Annotated in this window: 14 protein-coding genes; 11 read left to right on the top strand and 3 right to left on the bottom strand. The window is 46.2% G+C overall.

Annotated elements, in window-relative coordinates:
- Nucleotides 1-68: 68 nt before the first annotated feature.
- On the top strand, nt 69-392 hold the full coding sequence (locus MUN34_RS00695; protein WP_012371527.1) for a winged helix-turn-helix transcriptional regulator: 324 nt from the start codon (nt 69-71) through the stop codon (nt 390-392).
- A 135-nt stretch (nt 393-527) separates the two neighbouring features.
- A complete protein-coding gene (locus MUN34_RS00700; protein ID WP_026827362.1) occupies nt 528-1,112 on the top strand; it encodes a hypothetical protein in 585 nt (194 codons plus the stop codon).
- A 46-nt stretch (nt 1,113-1,158) separates the two neighbouring features.
- On the opposite strand, the gene MUN34_RS00705 is transcribed toward MUN34_RS00700, so the two are convergent.
- Together MUN34_RS00705 and MUN34_RS00710 are read right to left on the bottom strand one after the other, a co-directional pair.
- The gene (locus MUN34_RS00705; RefSeq protein WP_026827363.1) at nt 1,159-2,091 is read right to left on the bottom strand and encodes a class F sortase; all 933 of its coding nucleotides are present in this window, start codon (nt 2,089-2,091) and stop codon (nt 1,159-1,161) included.
- 86 nt (nt 2,092-2,177) lie between these two features.
- Nucleotides 2,178-3,548: a copper amine oxidase gene (locus tag MUN34_RS00710; RefSeq protein ID WP_247856596.1), complete on the bottom strand. Its 1,371-nt coding sequence runs from the start codon at nt 3,546-3,548 to the stop codon at nt 2,178-2,180.
- A gap of 307 nt (nt 3,549-3,855) precedes the next feature.
- On the opposite strand from MUN34_RS00710, the gene MUN34_RS00715 reads away from it, so the two are divergent.
- From MUN34_RS00715 to MUN34_RS00740, 6 genes are all read left to right on the top strand, one after another.
- Complete coding sequence (locus MUN34_RS00715; RefSeq protein WP_026827365.1) at nt 3,856-4,152, top strand: DNA-directed RNA polymerase subunit beta; 297 nt, start codon at nt 3,856-3,858, stop codon at nt 4,150-4,152.
- Between the two features lie 27 nt (nt 4,153-4,179).
- Complete coding sequence (gene fabZ / locus MUN34_RS00720) at nt 4,180-4,602, top strand: 3-hydroxyacyl-ACP dehydratase FabZ (RefSeq protein ID WP_012371522.1); 423 nt, start codon at nt 4,180-4,182, stop codon at nt 4,600-4,602.
- 7 nt (nt 4,603-4,609) lie between these two features.
- Complete coding sequence (locus MUN34_RS00725) at nt 4,610-5,032, top strand: hypothetical protein (RefSeq protein WP_012371521.1); 423 nt, start codon at nt 4,610-4,612, stop codon at nt 5,030-5,032.
- Nucleotides 5,033-5,219: 187 nt separating this feature from the next.
- Entirely contained in the window at nt 5,220-6,734 is a 1,515-nt protein-coding gene (locus MUN34_RS00730) for an SdrD B-like domain-containing protein (protein WP_247856597.1), read from the top strand.
- Nucleotides 6,735-6,851: 117 nt separating this feature from the next.
- A complete protein-coding gene (locus MUN34_RS00735) occupies nt 6,852-7,283 on the top strand; it encodes a helix-turn-helix domain-containing protein (protein WP_012371518.1) in 432 nt (143 codons plus the stop codon).
- Nucleotides 7,284-7,422: 139 nt separating this feature from the next.
- Entirely contained in the window at nt 7,423-8,271 is an 849-nt protein-coding gene (locus MUN34_RS00740; protein WP_247856598.1) for a pirin family protein, read from the top strand.
- 68 nt (nt 8,272-8,339) lie between these two features.
- On the opposite strand, the gene MUN34_RS00745 is transcribed toward MUN34_RS00740, so the two are convergent.
- On the bottom strand, nt 8,340-8,585 hold the full coding sequence (locus tag MUN34_RS00745; protein ID WP_247856599.1) for a hypothetical protein: 246 nt from the start codon (nt 8,583-8,585) through the stop codon (nt 8,340-8,342).
- A 167-nt stretch (nt 8,586-8,752) separates the two neighbouring features.
- Between MUN34_RS00745 and MUN34_RS00750 the strand changes: the two genes are divergently transcribed.
- The 3 genes from MUN34_RS00750 (at nt 8,753) to MUN34_RS00760 (ending at nt 15,893) form a co-directional block, all read left to right on the top strand.
- Nucleotides 8,753-9,166, top strand: coding sequence for a hypothetical protein (locus MUN34_RS00750; RefSeq protein WP_247856600.1), 414 nt, complete (start codon nt 8,753-8,755; stop codon nt 9,164-9,166).
- A gap of 534 nt (nt 9,167-9,700) precedes the next feature.
- A complete protein-coding gene (locus MUN34_RS00755; RefSeq protein ID WP_247856601.1) occupies nt 9,701-13,000 on the top strand; it encodes a hypothetical protein in 3,300 nt (1,099 codons plus the stop codon).
- Nucleotides 13,001-13,211: 211 nt separating this feature from the next.
- Nucleotides 13,212-15,893 (top strand): glycoside hydrolase family 70 protein, encoded by a 2,682-nt coding sequence (locus MUN34_RS00760; protein ID WP_247856602.1) that lies wholly within the window; start codon nt 13,212-13,214, stop codon nt 15,891-15,893.
- The last annotated feature ends 114 nt before the right edge of the window (nt 15,894-16,007 follow it).

The raw sequence follows: 16,007 nt of genomic DNA on the forward strand, positions 1-16,007 counted from the left end.
GAATTTTCGGGACAGTTCGGTCATACTGAAAGAGTAGTCGATTGTGTCACGAAAGGGGTATGTGTCAGATGGATCAACGTCACGTAGAAGAACAGGCTGATTTATTGGCCCTCCAAAAGTTTCAGCACAATTTCGAAAATAGTCTCAAGTCGAGTGTCATCTTTATTCTGCGGGATGGTGCGTTGACGATTGGTGAAATTGAACAACGTCTCGATCAGTCGCACGGTCAGATTCTTGAGCAACTTCAGGAATTGATTGAAGACGGACTCGTCTTGCAACAGATGTCGGAAAAGGTCCATGGACTCGCGTATTCCTTGACGGGTCCGGCGGAAGAACTCGTTCGCCAGTTTAAGGAATCGATTGCCTGGAGCAAACAACACATTACGTATTAAGGAAGTCCGTCCCCTCGAGCAGCTGTTCGAGGGGTTTTTGTTATTACAATTGTGAAAAAATGTATAATTATTGAATCGAAACCGACATAATGAGGGAAAGTGCGTTGACGTCAGAGAAGGGGAGAAGGAATCGATGTGAAAACAATCCTATTGTATGTCCTGATACCAGTATGCGTCATTTTCGTCATCGTCAAGTGGATCATTCCCGTCGCAGGATGGGGGACGGACTCTCAATCGGTCGAGCCGAATCCGATTCCGGTCATGCAAAAATGGCATGAAGATCAACTGAAACAATTTGACCGCGAAAACCGAATCGGGGTTCGGTATACGCTCGGTGAACTGGAAGTCGAGACGTTAGCGATGAAACAGCGGGATATCGTCCGGACGACACCTTTGTTACGGGTGCTGGTCTCAAAAGAAAAACTGGTTCAAGTCGGAACAGGAACGGACCGGTTACTTGCTTTGACCGTGACGATTAAAAATCAATCAGGTGATTCGATCGAATTGTCCCAAAAGCTTGGTGAATATGAGGAAAACGGGAAAAGAACAGAAATTTTACACGAGCGACATCCGCTCGCCGGCAAGTATCGCGCGGGAGAAGAGCGGACAGGAGTCTTACTCATACAAACAGAACAGAAAGAACTGACGATGGGAAAACTAGATTTATTCTATCAAACGATGTCCGGGGAAAAACAACTCCGGATCGCCTTAAATGAATGATCGACAAAAATCCCGTGCCGATTGAGGCACAGGATCTTTTTGTCGATTATTTTTGAACCGCACTGAATGCTTCTTCTGACTCAATTCCGGCTTTGTTGACAGCTGTGACGATGAAACGTCCCGTTGGATCTTTCGGTAAAGGAAACGCTTTTCGTTCGATTGATTCCGTCGAACCGAGCTTTTTCCGTTTTCCGTCTTGTTCTTGATAGACGTTATACGTAACAACTTCTTCGTCGGTTGAGGCGTACCAGTTAACGAATCCACCTGACACGCGGACGTTCGTCGCTGGTTTTGGTGGTGTTTTGACGGGGTCGGATGCCTTTTGATCCAGTTCAGTGAAGACGACGAGACGGTTGTCGTATGTGCCTTCATTTTCGTCATACGTACCGATACACGTGATCAGGTTCAAGTTACGCTGATCAGATGCACCAAAGATTTTTTCGAGCGGTGCATCGAGGTGACCGTACTCGACCAGTTTTTTGACACGGAAGACAAGGTTCCGACCTGACTCATCCTTGATTTTGACCATATCGCCTTTTTTGAGTTCATGCAGCTGATAAAAGACGGCAGGACCGGTCTTCGTATCAGTATGTCCGTCAATGACGGCATTTCCGACATCACCCGGACGGGGACCAAATTTATACCACCCGACTTGTTGTTCGTTTTTCGGTGTCCCCATGGCGCCTTTTTTATCAAGACCAACTTGTTCCACATTGGTCTTGACCTTAAGTGAATCAATCGTCAGGGTTTTCGGCAGTTCCACTTGATTCGTGGAGAGATTCTTAAATTCTTTTTTAAAGATTTCAGATGGTTTGAGTGGATCTTCCTTTGTCTCGGAAGATGCGGCTGATTCAGTTTTTGCATCGCCTTGCGTAATATTCGTTTGAGGTTCTTTTGTATTTCCAATCAGTAGAAAAATTAACGTACCGATTGAAACGAGCATCAAGAGGATGCTGACCGGTAATAACCATTTTTTCAAGACACGTCACTCCTTTCCGAGACAAAGCCTCTTACACAGAAAAAGGATAGTGCCGAGGCGCTATCCTTTTTAGTATACCCGAAATCTTATGCGTTTTGACGTTTGCGTGCGAGGACGATTCCGGCTGCACCGAGTGCGAGACCGAAGAGTGCGATGGCACCAGTCGTTCCAGCTGTATTGTTGTCGCTCATGCCGCCGTTACCTGTGTTCGGCATTGAACCTGGTGTACCATCCATGAATTTCTCAGGTGATTGTTTGACGATCGCTTCACCGAGGTTTTCACCGACGCCGTACATGTAAGCATACGACTCACGGAATGTGTCAGCTGATCCTTTGTAGTCGCCTTCGACGTACTGCATGAACGTATCTTGGACGTATGTCTCGTGACCAGAGACCGCTTCTTGTGCCGCTTTTGTCGGAAGGTTTTCTTCCGTTGCTGCGCCAAGGAACGCACCGAAGTCATTCGAGAACATTTTGAGCATGTCTTGTGCGTCGCCCATCAATTTCTTGTCGTCGTTGATCGCTGCTGTGACGAGGTTTGCTTGCGCTTCGATGTGGTTTTTCGTCCAGACTTGCTCGAACTGATCCGCACCCGCTTGACCGTAAACCGATTTCATTGCCGCTTTGAAGTCAGCTGTGTGCATGTCTTCTGCCCAGTTCGCTGCATCATAGTCTTTCGCTTGATCGACGCCTGCCGTCATGCTGATGTTAGCCAGTGCGACGTGCTCAGCTGCGAGGCTGTTGAGTGTTGACCGGAGGTCAGCTGCTTTTGTATCGGCTTTCGTGTTGTCGAACTTCTCAGGCATCTGTGTTGTGATCGCGACTGAGAGTGCTTTCGAGATATCATACATGCGGCTGTATCCTTCGCGGAACGTGTTGTACGATCCTTCGTAGTCACCAGCTGCATATTGTTGGAATGTTTTATAGACGTCTGCTTCGTGGGCACGGAGAACTTCTTCCGCTGCTGCCTTCGGCAGTTTACCTTCTGTTGCTGTATCAAGGAAGCTCGAGAGGTCCTGGACGAACTCTTCTGTTTCCGCTTTTGACGCGTTGATGCCGTCTTGGTCGTCCGCTTTCACGGCTTTGACGAGATCGGTTGTGTATTTGTTGTGGTCAACGAAGATTTTTTCGAATTGTTTTGCGCCTTCGTCGCCGTAGACAGAAGCGATCGCCGGTGTCATGTCGAGTGCGTTCTGTTTAAGTGCTGCTTCATAATACTGGGCATCTTTTGATCCGTCATATTGTTTTTTCATGTCCATGACGGCAAGCACGAAGTGCTCAGAGAGTAACTGATCGAGTGTTGCACGGAGGTCAGCGGCTTTTGTTTTGACCGTGACGTTTTTCGCGCTGTCCTCATGTTTCATGTCGTCCCCGCCACCGGAAGCGAATGCTGCCGTTCCTGGTAATACGAGTGCTGCTGCCATTGCTGTTGCTGCGAATTTTTTCGTGTTTTTCATTTTGTCTCATCCTCTCAAATTTGGGTGATATCTAATTGGTATTTGGTAGTTGTTGTCTGTATCGTTCTGAACAGCATACGCGCCCGGTTTTGAATTGGATTGAAAAATAGCAGATTTATTTTTAAAAAAATGCGGATATTCCGATTCCTTCTATATATAGAGATTCAAAAACTTTTTTAACGAATTCCTTGTTTCTGCATGTTACACTTAAAAAAAGAACTGTTTTGTAGCTAAACTGCAACTATTTAATACCAGGTACTAATATGCTATACTGTTCTTTAGACTGAACCAATGAAAGGTGATCAAGATGGTACAAAATCAAGCCGGAACGGACCAACCGACCCGTGAACGTCTGAAACGTAATCAACAGATCAAGAACGAAGAGCAACAAGAGCAGGAACCGAAGCAACGTAAAAAACTACGTCAGTATTCTTCGCGTCGTGTTCCGATCATTGTTCGTTTATTGATCATTCTTCTTCTTGTCGTCCTTGCGTTAGTAATCGGTGCGATGGTTGGATATGCGACACTTGGTGGTGGCGAAGCGATGGACGTCCTCAAGCTCGACACATGGACCCGCATCACCGATTTTTGGACACAATCTTAAATTAACCAGTGATTGGAGCTGCGCTATATGTATACGATTGAACAAATCAAGGAAGTGATTCCGCACCGTTATCCATTTTTACTCGTCGACCGGATTTTAGAAGTCGAAGAAGGAAAACGGGCTGTCGGCATCAAGAATGTCACGGCCAACGAAGAATTTTTCAATGGCCATTTCCCGGATTACAACGTCATGCCTGGTGTGTTGATTGTTGAGGCATTGGCGCAAGTCGGAGCCTTCGCTGTTCTTAAGATGGAACAAAACCAAGGTAAGCTGGCCTTTTTTGCCGGCATCGAGAATTGTCGTTTTAAGCGTCAGGTCGTTCCCGGTGACCAGCTCCGACTGGAAGTCGAACTGACGAAACTGCGTGGACCGATTGGTAAAGGGCGTGCCACAGCAACAGTCGATGGGGAAGTCGCCTGTACTGCTGAACTGACTTTCGCAATCAAGTGAATCCGTGATGAAGCGTTTGCTGATTCCTTTGGCAATCTCGCTGCTTGTCATTCCCGGTTGTCAGCGTGCTGACGAGGTGGAGACCGCTTCCCCGACGGTCATCATCGATCCTGTCACACGTGCCGGACAAACGGAAAACATCTCGGCTCAAATTTCAGCGACGGACAATGATCGGATGCGTCTGACGATTCGGACAGCAAACGATATCCGGCTCGATGACCAACAGGTCGATATTCGACTCGATGTTGCCAATCAGTCGATTCCGTTCCCATTTGTTTCGTTTACGGCGAAAAAAATGGGGGAAATCAGAACGTATACGTCGGATACGACAATCGAAAAAGAAGTCTTTGATGAAAACCGCTTGCCGGTCTTAATCATTGATGCCGGTGCCGGACGTGGAATTGAAATTCCGCTTGAAGTCGTTCGTTAATGGAAAGGAATCATACGATAACCACCTGTTCCCCGGTTATCGTATGATTCTTTTTTTTTGTTTTCACAAAAAACGGACATGAATTGTCTTTTTCTTAAATGAATTTCAGAAATCAGGTGGTTTATTTTCCCTTTATTGTTTAAAATCTAGGTAACACATATTTTAGAATGGAGCGAAAACAAACATAATGCGAAAAATTGGAATGTACATAGTAGCGTGTCTGCTTGTCTTTGGTATCATTACACCAGCCCAGGCAGAAACGGTGTCCTCATGGGATGTCACAGGAACGGGGACGAACCCGTATACGTTGACGTTCACGGGTGAAGGAATGGTCAATCTCGAATCCGAAACGGAGTTAGTCTTCGAAGACGGATTGACGGGACAAGCAATTGATATCGCGAAAAATCCGACAGTGACGTTTACGGCGGAGACGGCACCTGTCGTCAAAGTCACATCGACGGATCAAGCGAAAACGATTTTGATCGAATTCGGCCGCGAAGTCAAAGCGGAGCCGACACCGGAAGAACCCGTGACAACGGAACCGACACCGGAGGAACCGGCGACGGAAGAACCAATCAAAGAAGAGCCTGTAAAAGAAGAACCAGTTAAAGAAGAACCAGTTAAAGAAGAGCCGAAGTCGGAAACAGAACCAGTCAAGGAAGAGCCGGTCCAAGCAACGACTGCAGTCATCAACGGAATCATCTGGTTTGATGAAAATGAAGACGGGATCCGTCAGGAAAAAGAAACACGCATCAGTGACGTCCCGGTTTATCTCTTAAATAAAAACTATGATGTCGTTGAAGAAGTCTATACGAAAGACGGTCTGTATACGTTTAAGGATATTAAGCCAGGAACGTATTACGTGGAAGTATACGGCATGGACATCGGGTACTACTACACGTCTCCTCAACACGAAGGAACAGATCCGACGATCGATTCGGATCTTGACGAAGAGGATTTAGCAAAAGTGAAACTTAAAGCAGGTGACATCGTTCAGGTGGATGCCGGTCTCTACGGTCTCGATGACGAAGAGATGGACATGGCGAATCTGTTGATCGTAACGAACTTCCTCGATGCGAACAACGATCAGATTCCGGGTTACTCGGAGCAGACGATTCCTGCGACGTATACGGTAACGGATGCAATCACAGGTAAAGATGTGTATACGGAAGAAGTCGGAAAAGACGATGCCTTATCAATCGAGTTGACGCCGGGTACGTATACGGTGAAGACAGAAGTCGCAGCCGGATACACAGTCGAAGCGATTCACCATGTTTCGCTCGATGAGATGATGGATTCATTCGAACTGACGAAAGCAGGAGCAGAAGCACTTGCTGTCGGCATGGCCAATGAAGACGAAGAAGAATTCCCGGGATACGATGAATTCCTCAAACTGTTCAAACGGAAAGCAACAACGGATTCGGTCACACTGACGGACGAGACGATGGGGTATTTCCTGCTTGCTGAAATCAAGAAGACGAAACCGGTCGTTGAACCGAAACCAACACCGCAACCGACGAAGACATCGACTACACCGGCGCAAGCACCCGTCACGGAAGTCAAAGCAGACAATCCGGAGACAGGCGGTATGTCTGGTGAACGACTCCCGCAAGCAGGGGAGGATCAACCGTTCCCATACGCTGCGACAGGAGCAGGACTGGCCGTCGTCGGACTCTGGTTATTGTTACGACGCGCAGGATAAGTAAAACTCTCTGGACCACATCGGTTCGGAGGGTTTTTTGATGTGTGTATCTATTGACACACACGCACACACGTGTGTATAGTGAGGGTATCAAATGAATCGGAAAGAGGGATAACAATGTTAACGACAAAACAGATCAGTGAATTGTTACGTGTATCAGAAGAGACGGTCCGTCGCTGGATCCGTACGGGCGAGTTACACGCCGAACAGGACGGAAAAGGCTATTTGGTTGATGAACTGGCGCTCAAACGTCTCGTCGACGAGAAGTCACAGATTCCGGGCAATGCGATGAACAAAGTCTTGCCGATCATCAATGACCTGTTTGGTCCGGAAGCGGCGAAGTTTGCCAAGTCGAACCTGTTTGACCCGCTCCGTCAGTCGATGGATCAGTCGGCACCACCACGTCCGGAAGCTTCACCGGAGTCGGTCGCAGAAGAACTGAGCCAACTGAAACGTAAAAAACGTCGCCTTGAACTCGAACATGAACTGAAACTGCTTGAAATCGAAGAGAAGATTGCCGTCCTCGAACAAAAGGCGTCACGCCTCTGATTCAAAATAGTGGAACGATTCCGGTCAACTGACCGGGGTCGTTTTTTTGTGGGCTGAAAACCTGGTATAAGCAAACGAGTACGGCTTAAGAACGCGGCTGTGCAACAATGAAAATATGATAAGTAGAGGAGATGGAGAGATGTTCAAACGGGATGTTAAGAACCACTGGCAAGTGACGTATCAACAAAATGGTTATCCCCATGTGCAACAGGGCTGGGTCCTGTCACCGGACCGGAAAGGCGAGTTTGATCCGTTCATTTTGATGGCGGAGGACTGGTTCAAACGCGGGACGTTTTCGGATCATCCCCACCGCGGCTTTCAGACAATCACCTATGTCATCGACGGTCGGCTTGAACATATTGACAATCATGGCGGGCATTCGATTCTCGACGCGGGTGACGTCCAGTACATGAATGCCGGCTGGGCGGCGCGGCATGCCGAAGAAGCGGTCGACGATGATTTGATCCATACGTTGCAACTGTGGCTCAATCTGCCGAAACGTTTGAAAGAGACGACGACATCGTATCAAAACGTTTTGCTCGAACAGGCACCAGTCGTGACGTTCGATGGAGGACACGTCCGGGTCTATTCCGGTGCGATTGCCGGCGTGACGGGACCACTCGACAGTTTGGTTCCGATCACGATGAGTGAGGTATCGCTTGCTCCGGGCGCGACGTATACACATGTCTTACCGGTGAACCATAACGCCTTTTTGTATGTCTTGGCAGGAGAACTGGAAGTCGGGACAAGCGAGACGCGCCTCGCGAAGACGATGGCGGCGACATTGACGTTTGACGAACAGGCGCAAGGTGACAGTGCCCTCGCACTGACAGCCGTCACCCGGACGAAGGTCCTGATTTACTCCGGTCAACCAATCCGGGAGGAGACGATTGCCTACGGACCGTTCGTCATGAACACGGAAGAAGAGATTCGTCAGGCGTACCGCGACTACCATGACGGAAAGTTCGGACCACCGGCCGTCTTATAACGACAAAAAAACCAGTTCCATTTGATTGGACTGGTCTTGTGTGATTGATAGGCGGACACCGCTCGACCTCAACTTGAGGTAGAACCGGTCGTCCGTTTTTTCTTGCGATGCCAATACCAGTAAGCGAGTCCGAGTGCAATCGGGATTGCGGCCAGGTAAGGATTCGCTTCTAAATAACTGATGATCTCAAACAGCGCGAACCATCCACTGAGTAAACCGAGGATGAGTAAGATCGTCCGAATCGCTTCGGGAAGCTTGCGGATACGATATGCGAAGAGACATACGAGGCAAAAGATGATAATCGCCACGAGCATTCCTCCCATTCCCGTATCCAGTATAGCGTATTCGAAAAGCTTTTTCGATGTTGAATGATGTGTTTTTTTATCTACATGATTTTCGAACAATCAAACCTTTTGACCTGTCATATAGGGTGAGTCCATCAAGGATTCATCCTATTTTTTTATGGAAAAGGAGAAGGCGGATGAAAATCGATTATTTCAGCGTCATGCCGAGCGGTCCAAAAGGAGCACTGGAAACACACTGTCTGACGAATGGAAACTGGTACGAACGGATCAGTGAAGAGTGGGAACGGGCGATCCATTATGGAGCAGGTCTGATTCGGATCAAGGACAAGGGAGCCGAATTACGGATTCCGATTGAATTTGGATTCGGTTACGTCTTGCAGTACTTACGGCAGTTCGCGGCAGCAGAACGACATACGATTGACCGGGCGAGACGACATCTTCAACAACAGCTCGAATGGATCGGACGTGGTCTGCCGATTCAATTGCGTCGCTTGGACGACATGATTGAGTTGACGGCAGATACCGATCATCGGTTTCGACGCGACTCGTTTTTGAAAGCGGTAGAGCAAGCGAATCAGAGTATATCTTGAGAGGAAAGCCGTCACGGGATTGAAGCGTGATGGCTTTATTATATTTCAGAAAAATATTGACTTAAGTGAAATTCTATATAAATGTAAGCGTTTTCTTAAAAAGGGATGGTTAGATTTTTAATTTCCATATACAACCTGTAAATATATTTTACTAGTTACTACTATTCCCCTAATTTTTACAAAAAACCTATTGTCGTTAGTTTCTGAGTTTTGTATATTTGAGCTGTAGCTGAGTGACTCACTTATTTAGGAGTGAGACTTGGTACGAACCTACGACATATGAAATGCCCTGAAAATAGGCATTCGATAACATTTTTCTGTTCATCCCAAACTGGATACATAATGGATCACTGACGATCGTCTACTGAATAGGCGATAAATCGGCGTGTGAAACAGAACGTACTCCTCCTAAGAAGACAGAGAATTTGTTGAGTGTATTAAAGTAAATATTTACAAATATTTTACTTTAAGTGTAGGTTATCTGGTTGGGATTGTCGCATTTAGTTTTGAAAGACAAGAGGAGGAATTGTAAACATGGCTTACACGAAAAAATCAAACAAATTGTACGCAGCTGCAGCTGCACTCGCAGTCACTGCATCTGTCGTCGCACCGGTTGCTGCTGACGCGGCTTCGAAGGTCTCTGTTAAATACATCGAACCGATCTTGATGAAACATGCAGGCGGTGATAAGTACGCAGTTAAGAAATTGATGTTACCGACGAAGGTCAAAGTCAAGCTCACAAACGGCAAGTACGAAATGCGTTCAGTGAAGTGGAACGGTACCGTGAAGTTTGAGAAAAAGTACATTAACAAGTTCCAAGTCTTGTACGGAACAGTTTCTGGTACTTCGAAAAAAGCAATCCTCAAAGTAGAACTTCAGAACTATCCGGTTGATGTCCTCGAACCAGTCCTCGAACCAGTTGCAGTCGGAGGAAAAGTTGTTCTTCCGAGCACGATCAGCATTCGTTACAAATCAGGTATTATCGTTAAACGTCCAATCAGTAAGTTTAATCTCAAAACACCGGATACTTCAAAAGCCGGCAAATATAAACTTGCTTACTCATACAAAGGTGCGAACTCTGTCGTGACAGGTTCAATCAATTATGAAGTCAAAGCAGCGAACATCATGAACGTCATGGGAAGCGTCGATGATCAGACACTTTCTGTTAAAGCAGACGTCATGTACGCAGCGGCAGGCGCAATGGCAGAACTCTTAATCTACCCAGGTAAAGATATGTCGAAAGCACCAATTGTCGTCAAAGGGACGCTTTCAAAAGGGAAATTCATGGCCTCACAAGGTGGAATTCCTGAAGGAACACACAGCTATGTCGTGAAAATCGGCGATGTGAAATCAGCAGCAATGGACTTCACGGTAGCAAATACGATGTTGACGTCAGCAAAAGCCATCGGCAACAAAAAAGTGGAAGTCACGTTCTCACGCGCAGTTGACAGCGCATCAGTCGAAAACTTCAAAATCGCAGGCGGAACAGTTACAGCTGTTACCCTCAGCCCGGACAAAAAATCAGCACTCCTCGACGTGTCAGGTCTTGAGTACGATAAAGACTACACAGTTGAAGCGAAAGGTATCATGATCGGCGGCGTCGCTCGTGACCTTGGTTCAATGAGCTTCATGACACAAGGTGTTGAAAACCTCTGGATGCTTGAAGTCTCACCTAAAGCGTCGACAATCGTCGCAAACGGTGCTGACAACACAGAAGTGACGTTCTTACTCAAGGACAAAGCAACTGGTGAAGTCGATAAAAATGCAGACGATATCGTCTTGAAATTATCAACATCATTCGGTGCACTTGCGAAAGACCGCGTGACAATCCAGGACGGAAAAGCAACGGTTCTCCTTACTTCAGAGTTCAGCAACACAGATCTCGAAGCAATGATCCGTGCAGAAATCATCGAAACGGCAGCAGGCGATTACAAAAATCTCATCGGTAAGATTTCTGGAGAGACGAAGGTCAAATTCAGCACAATCGCTGTGACTCCGGCTCCGATCGAGATGATCAACGTTCTTGCAGCTGAATCGAATCAAGCAGATCGTGTGACGGTCTTCCTTGATAAAGCAGTCTCACGTGAACTCTTACTCAAATCATTCGGACTCGATAAAGTCATGCAAGGTCTTCACGAAGAAGATTACCTCGCAAACGACAACATCCAAATCGAACAATTTGACGGTATGAAGCGTGTTATCGGTGTTAAAGCGATTCCTTCGAATCCAAAAGCATTCGAGTTGATCTTGGACAAAGAAACACCACTCCAAGACAACGCAGTCGTTAAGCTCGTTGCAAAAATTACGAGCAGCACGGATACAGAAGTGAAATCAAAAGCAAGCTTCAAGTTGACGGATGCCCGTCCGGCTGAAGTAACTTCTGTTAAAGCTGTCGGTCTGAACCAACTCGAAGTGAAATTCTCTGAAGCGGTTGATTCTGCGAAATTCAAAATCGACGGTCAATACGGAGAGAAGTACTTCAAAGTCACGCATTACGGATTTGACAACAAAACAGGTGTTGACCGCCGCGATACAGTCCGTATCATGTTGAATGATGATTATCCGGGCGTCAAAGAAGGATACTTCGCAGCAGGCAAACACTCGCTTCAAGTCTGGGATACAATGGACTTCGCAGCACTTTCAGATGAAAGCAACATCGGAACGACACAAAACCTCGATTTCACGGTTGCGGCAGATACAGTCAAACCGACAGCTGGCGTCGTCGTTGAGTCACCTGAACAATTCCGCGTGATGTTCAGCAAAGACCTCAAAAAAGCAAATATCCTGGCATTGCTTGATAACGAACTGAAGTTTGAGCGTTACAACTCGAACACGAAGAAATACGAAGACTTCAGCGAGTATGTCAATGTCACGTCTTATAACAAAGAGACGGGCGAAGCTGTCCTCGAATTGATGAAAGACTGGACGGAGATCTACGATACAGTCAACACGAAAGAGAACTACTACAACGATAAGTTCCGCATCACGCTCGAAAAAGGTGCAATCCAGGCCGAAGCGAACGGTGAGAAGAACGACGCGTTAGTACTTGATCTCAACTACGAAGGATCGCCGCTCAACACGCCGGATCTGAAGAGTGCTGAGATCAACACAATCGACCGCGTACCAATGACAAATGACTTCGTTGTCATGATGAGCGAACCGGTGAAAATCCGTGACCTCGATGAGTACAACACTCCACTCATCAATGCGGACGGTATCGTCTTACCTCCGAAAACGACAGTTGAATTTATCGGTAAGAACAAAGATGGAAAAATTGTTACAATCGACGGATCTGTCGTTAAGTACACGGATACTACGGACAAAAACTTCCAAGTCAAAGCAAACGAGAGCCTTCAAAAACTCGTCGACATGGAAGGATACGGCGAAGAGTGGAAAGTCGTCGTCAAATCGTTGTCTGATGATGTCGGTAATACGGTTGCAACAGCAACACATGACTTCAAACTCATGAAAACGCCTGTTAAACCAGTTCTGACACCGTTCGAAATCGTTAAAGTCTCCGCAAACGAGAAAAACGAAAAAGACGTCATCCGCGTCAAGTTCACAGAGGGTGTTCAATACTCTGGTATGTACGATGCGACAAGCACAGCGAACTATATCCTGAACGGAAAAGCACTTCCGGTCGGAACAAGCATCTCGCTTGCTGACTCAGATGACAACGTATCAAACGGACTGGATATCGTTAAGATCAAAGTCCCGGCTGGTACACTCAAAACGTTGTCGAACGTTATCGTTGTCAACAAAGATCTTCAGTCATATGACAATTCAGTCTTGACTGGCGGTTACGAGAAAGCAGTTCTTCTCGGATTAAACTAATCCCCTCGAACACCTTTCGTTCAGCAATGGATGAAAGGTGTTGTTTTGTGGTGATTAGCGCAATCGATTGCATTTTGTGAAACCTATTGACTTATTTTATTAAAATAGAGGTGTCATGACAAAAGAAAGATGTTAAATTATGTCATGTTGATTAGTAATTAAAGGGAAAAACAATCAAATACATACAGATAATAAAAGGAGAATAATACCAATGAAGAACACGAAAAGAATATCAGTGGGATTACTCGCTACCGTCGTAGCAACAAGTAGCTTTGGTGTAGCACCGAAGCAAGCAGCAGCATATACATCCGGTGAAAAGCTCGATAACCATGTCATCTTCCAAAGCTTCAGCCTCTACCAACCGTATGACAGCAACATGTACCGAACTCTTGGCAAAAAAGGTGACCTGTTGAACTCATGGGGAGTAACAGATGTATGGATGCCACCTGCATATCGTTCATTTGATATGGCACGTTACATGGAAGGCTATGCTATTGCCGATCGGTATGACTTAGGTGAATTCCCACAAGGACCAGGCGGAGCGACGGCGACGAAATACGGAAAAGCCAGTCACCTCGAGATGATGGTCGACATGTTGCATGACGATAACATCAAAGTTCAGATGGATTTGGTTCCAAACCAAATGCTTGGTTTGAACCAACGTGAAGCCGTCTTCGTTCGTCGTGCAACTAGCTCAGGGGAGCCGTTCGCAAATCCTTATACAGGTGGACAAATGACAAAAACGTTAGCAACACCATACTTGGCCTATACAAAAGGCGGCGGAATGGGACAGGCGAAATACGGTTACCTCAAAGAATGGAACAAAACCTTCTTAAACGGAACATCTCTTCAAGGTCAGGGTACAGGGCGTGTCATGACGGACAAAGCCGGTAAACCATACCGTTACTTTGGACCAAACAATGAGAAAAACTATCTCCCGGAATGGTTGGTTGAAGCGTCTAAAACACAAAGCCTGAACGTCGTTGATACATATCTTGCGGCAGATGGCTGGTATGAAGTATCGCCACAAAACTGGAAACCGATGTTGTCGCAGTATGCGAAAGATCCAGGATATCTTGCCTACATGAAAGAAAATGGTTTTGCCACAAAAGAAGCATTACTTGCATCTCCTGACAACACGAAGATTGCTAAATTGACTGAAGAATACATGAAAACACAAGCTGTCTACGGATATGGATCGGAAGAACGTTCGTATCAGAATGACAATTCGGGCATCGACATCGAAGATCAGTTCCTGTTCGTCGATGAAGCAGGTTTACCGCTTCAAGCCTACAACAAGACGATGACAAATAATGACGAGTTCCTGCTTGGAGTAGACTTGGCCAACTCGAATGCAGAAGTCATCAAAGAGCAAAAGAACTGGATGAAATGGATGCTTGAGACGTACAAGTTCGACGGATTCCGGATCGATGCAGCGTCGCACTATGATACGGCGATTTTGAAGGCGGAAGCGCAAGTCGCAAAAGAGCACTTCGGTAAACAAGAGCATTTGAGCTACATCGAAAGCTACAAGTCAGAGCAAAAATCGTATATGAAGGCAAACAATGATGAACAGCTCATCATGGATTCACCGCTCTACTTCACGATGCGGAATGCACTCGGAAACGAAATGTCAAAACGTCCGTTAAGTGCTATCGCAAGTGGTTCAACCGTCAACCGGGCAGGAGCAGGATCGACTGATGTGTCCGCCAACTGGTCATTCGTCAACAACCATGACCAGGAGAAAAACCGCGTCAACCAAATCATGCTTGATCTCTACGGTATCAAAACAGGCGTCCAGTACGCAGCAGGCGAAGAGCCGAAATCGTTCGAAAAAATGTACGATAAAGATACTGAGAAAAAAGCACTTAAAATCTACAATGCTGAACTGGCAAGCACGAAGAAAAAATACTCGGTCGATAACGTTGTCGCACAGTATGCATACTTACTGACCAATAAAGACACAGTCCCAACCGTCTATTATGGTGACATGTATCAAACGGATGCTTCATATATGACGAAACAAACACCGTATTATGATGAAATCACGAACTTACTGAAAGTCCGGAAACAATATGCATACGGTGCACAAAAAGTCGTATCGCACACAGCGAACACTTCAAAAATCGCCGGAGATCACTTGATTTCAAGCGTCCGTCTCGGTAAAAACCGGAATACGGGTGTTGCGACGGTCATTGGTAAAAAATCAGCGCTCAACACGACGATCAAAGTCGACATGGGGAAACTTCATACGAACCAAGTCTTCGTCGATGCAAGTGGTGTCAGCAAGACGAAACTCGTCACAGATAAAAACGGTATCTTGACGGTTCCGGTCAAAGGCATGAGAACAGCAGAAGTTAATGGGTATCTTGGTGTCTTCGTTCCCCAAACAACAAAAGCACCAACGGCAACGATTGAAAAAGCAAGTGTCTACCAAGGAAAAGGCATCAACCTGAAAACGAAAGTCGCAAATAGCTCATCTGCTGTTTCGTCGATCCGCTATCAAGTGGCAGATCCGTCAAAAGCAACAGTTGATACAATTGGACGTCTCGCTGGTAAAGCAGCTGGTAAGACAACGGTCACAGCAACTGTGACACTAAAAGACGGTTTCGTCTTGACGGCAACTTTACCGATTGAAACAAAAGTCAATACGGTCACACTCAAAGCAACTGGCAAGACATTAAAAACAGGTCAAGTGACGACGATTGGTTATTCGGCAGCGACGGATCAAATCAAGTCAGTCAGCTACGCCTCACTTAATAAAAAAATTGCAAACGTCTCGACAAAAGGTCAAGTCAAGGCAGTGAATAAAGGGAAGACTTCGATCCGCGTGACGTATACGACGGTCGGAAACTACAAGGTCGTTAAGACATTCAAAGTCAGCGTCAAATAATCATCAAATCATCACCCTCGAGGTGATGGTTTTTTTGGGATTCCGGTCAATTGAACGAATTAGGTAAATACTTTTAAATATTCCACATTATCCCATAAATAAAGGGTATATTAT

Source organism: Exiguobacterium sp. 17-1 (assembly GCF_023096305.1).
Lineage (GTDB): Bacteria > Bacillota > Bacilli > Exiguobacteriales > Exiguobacteriaceae > Exiguobacterium_A > Exiguobacterium_A sibiricum_A.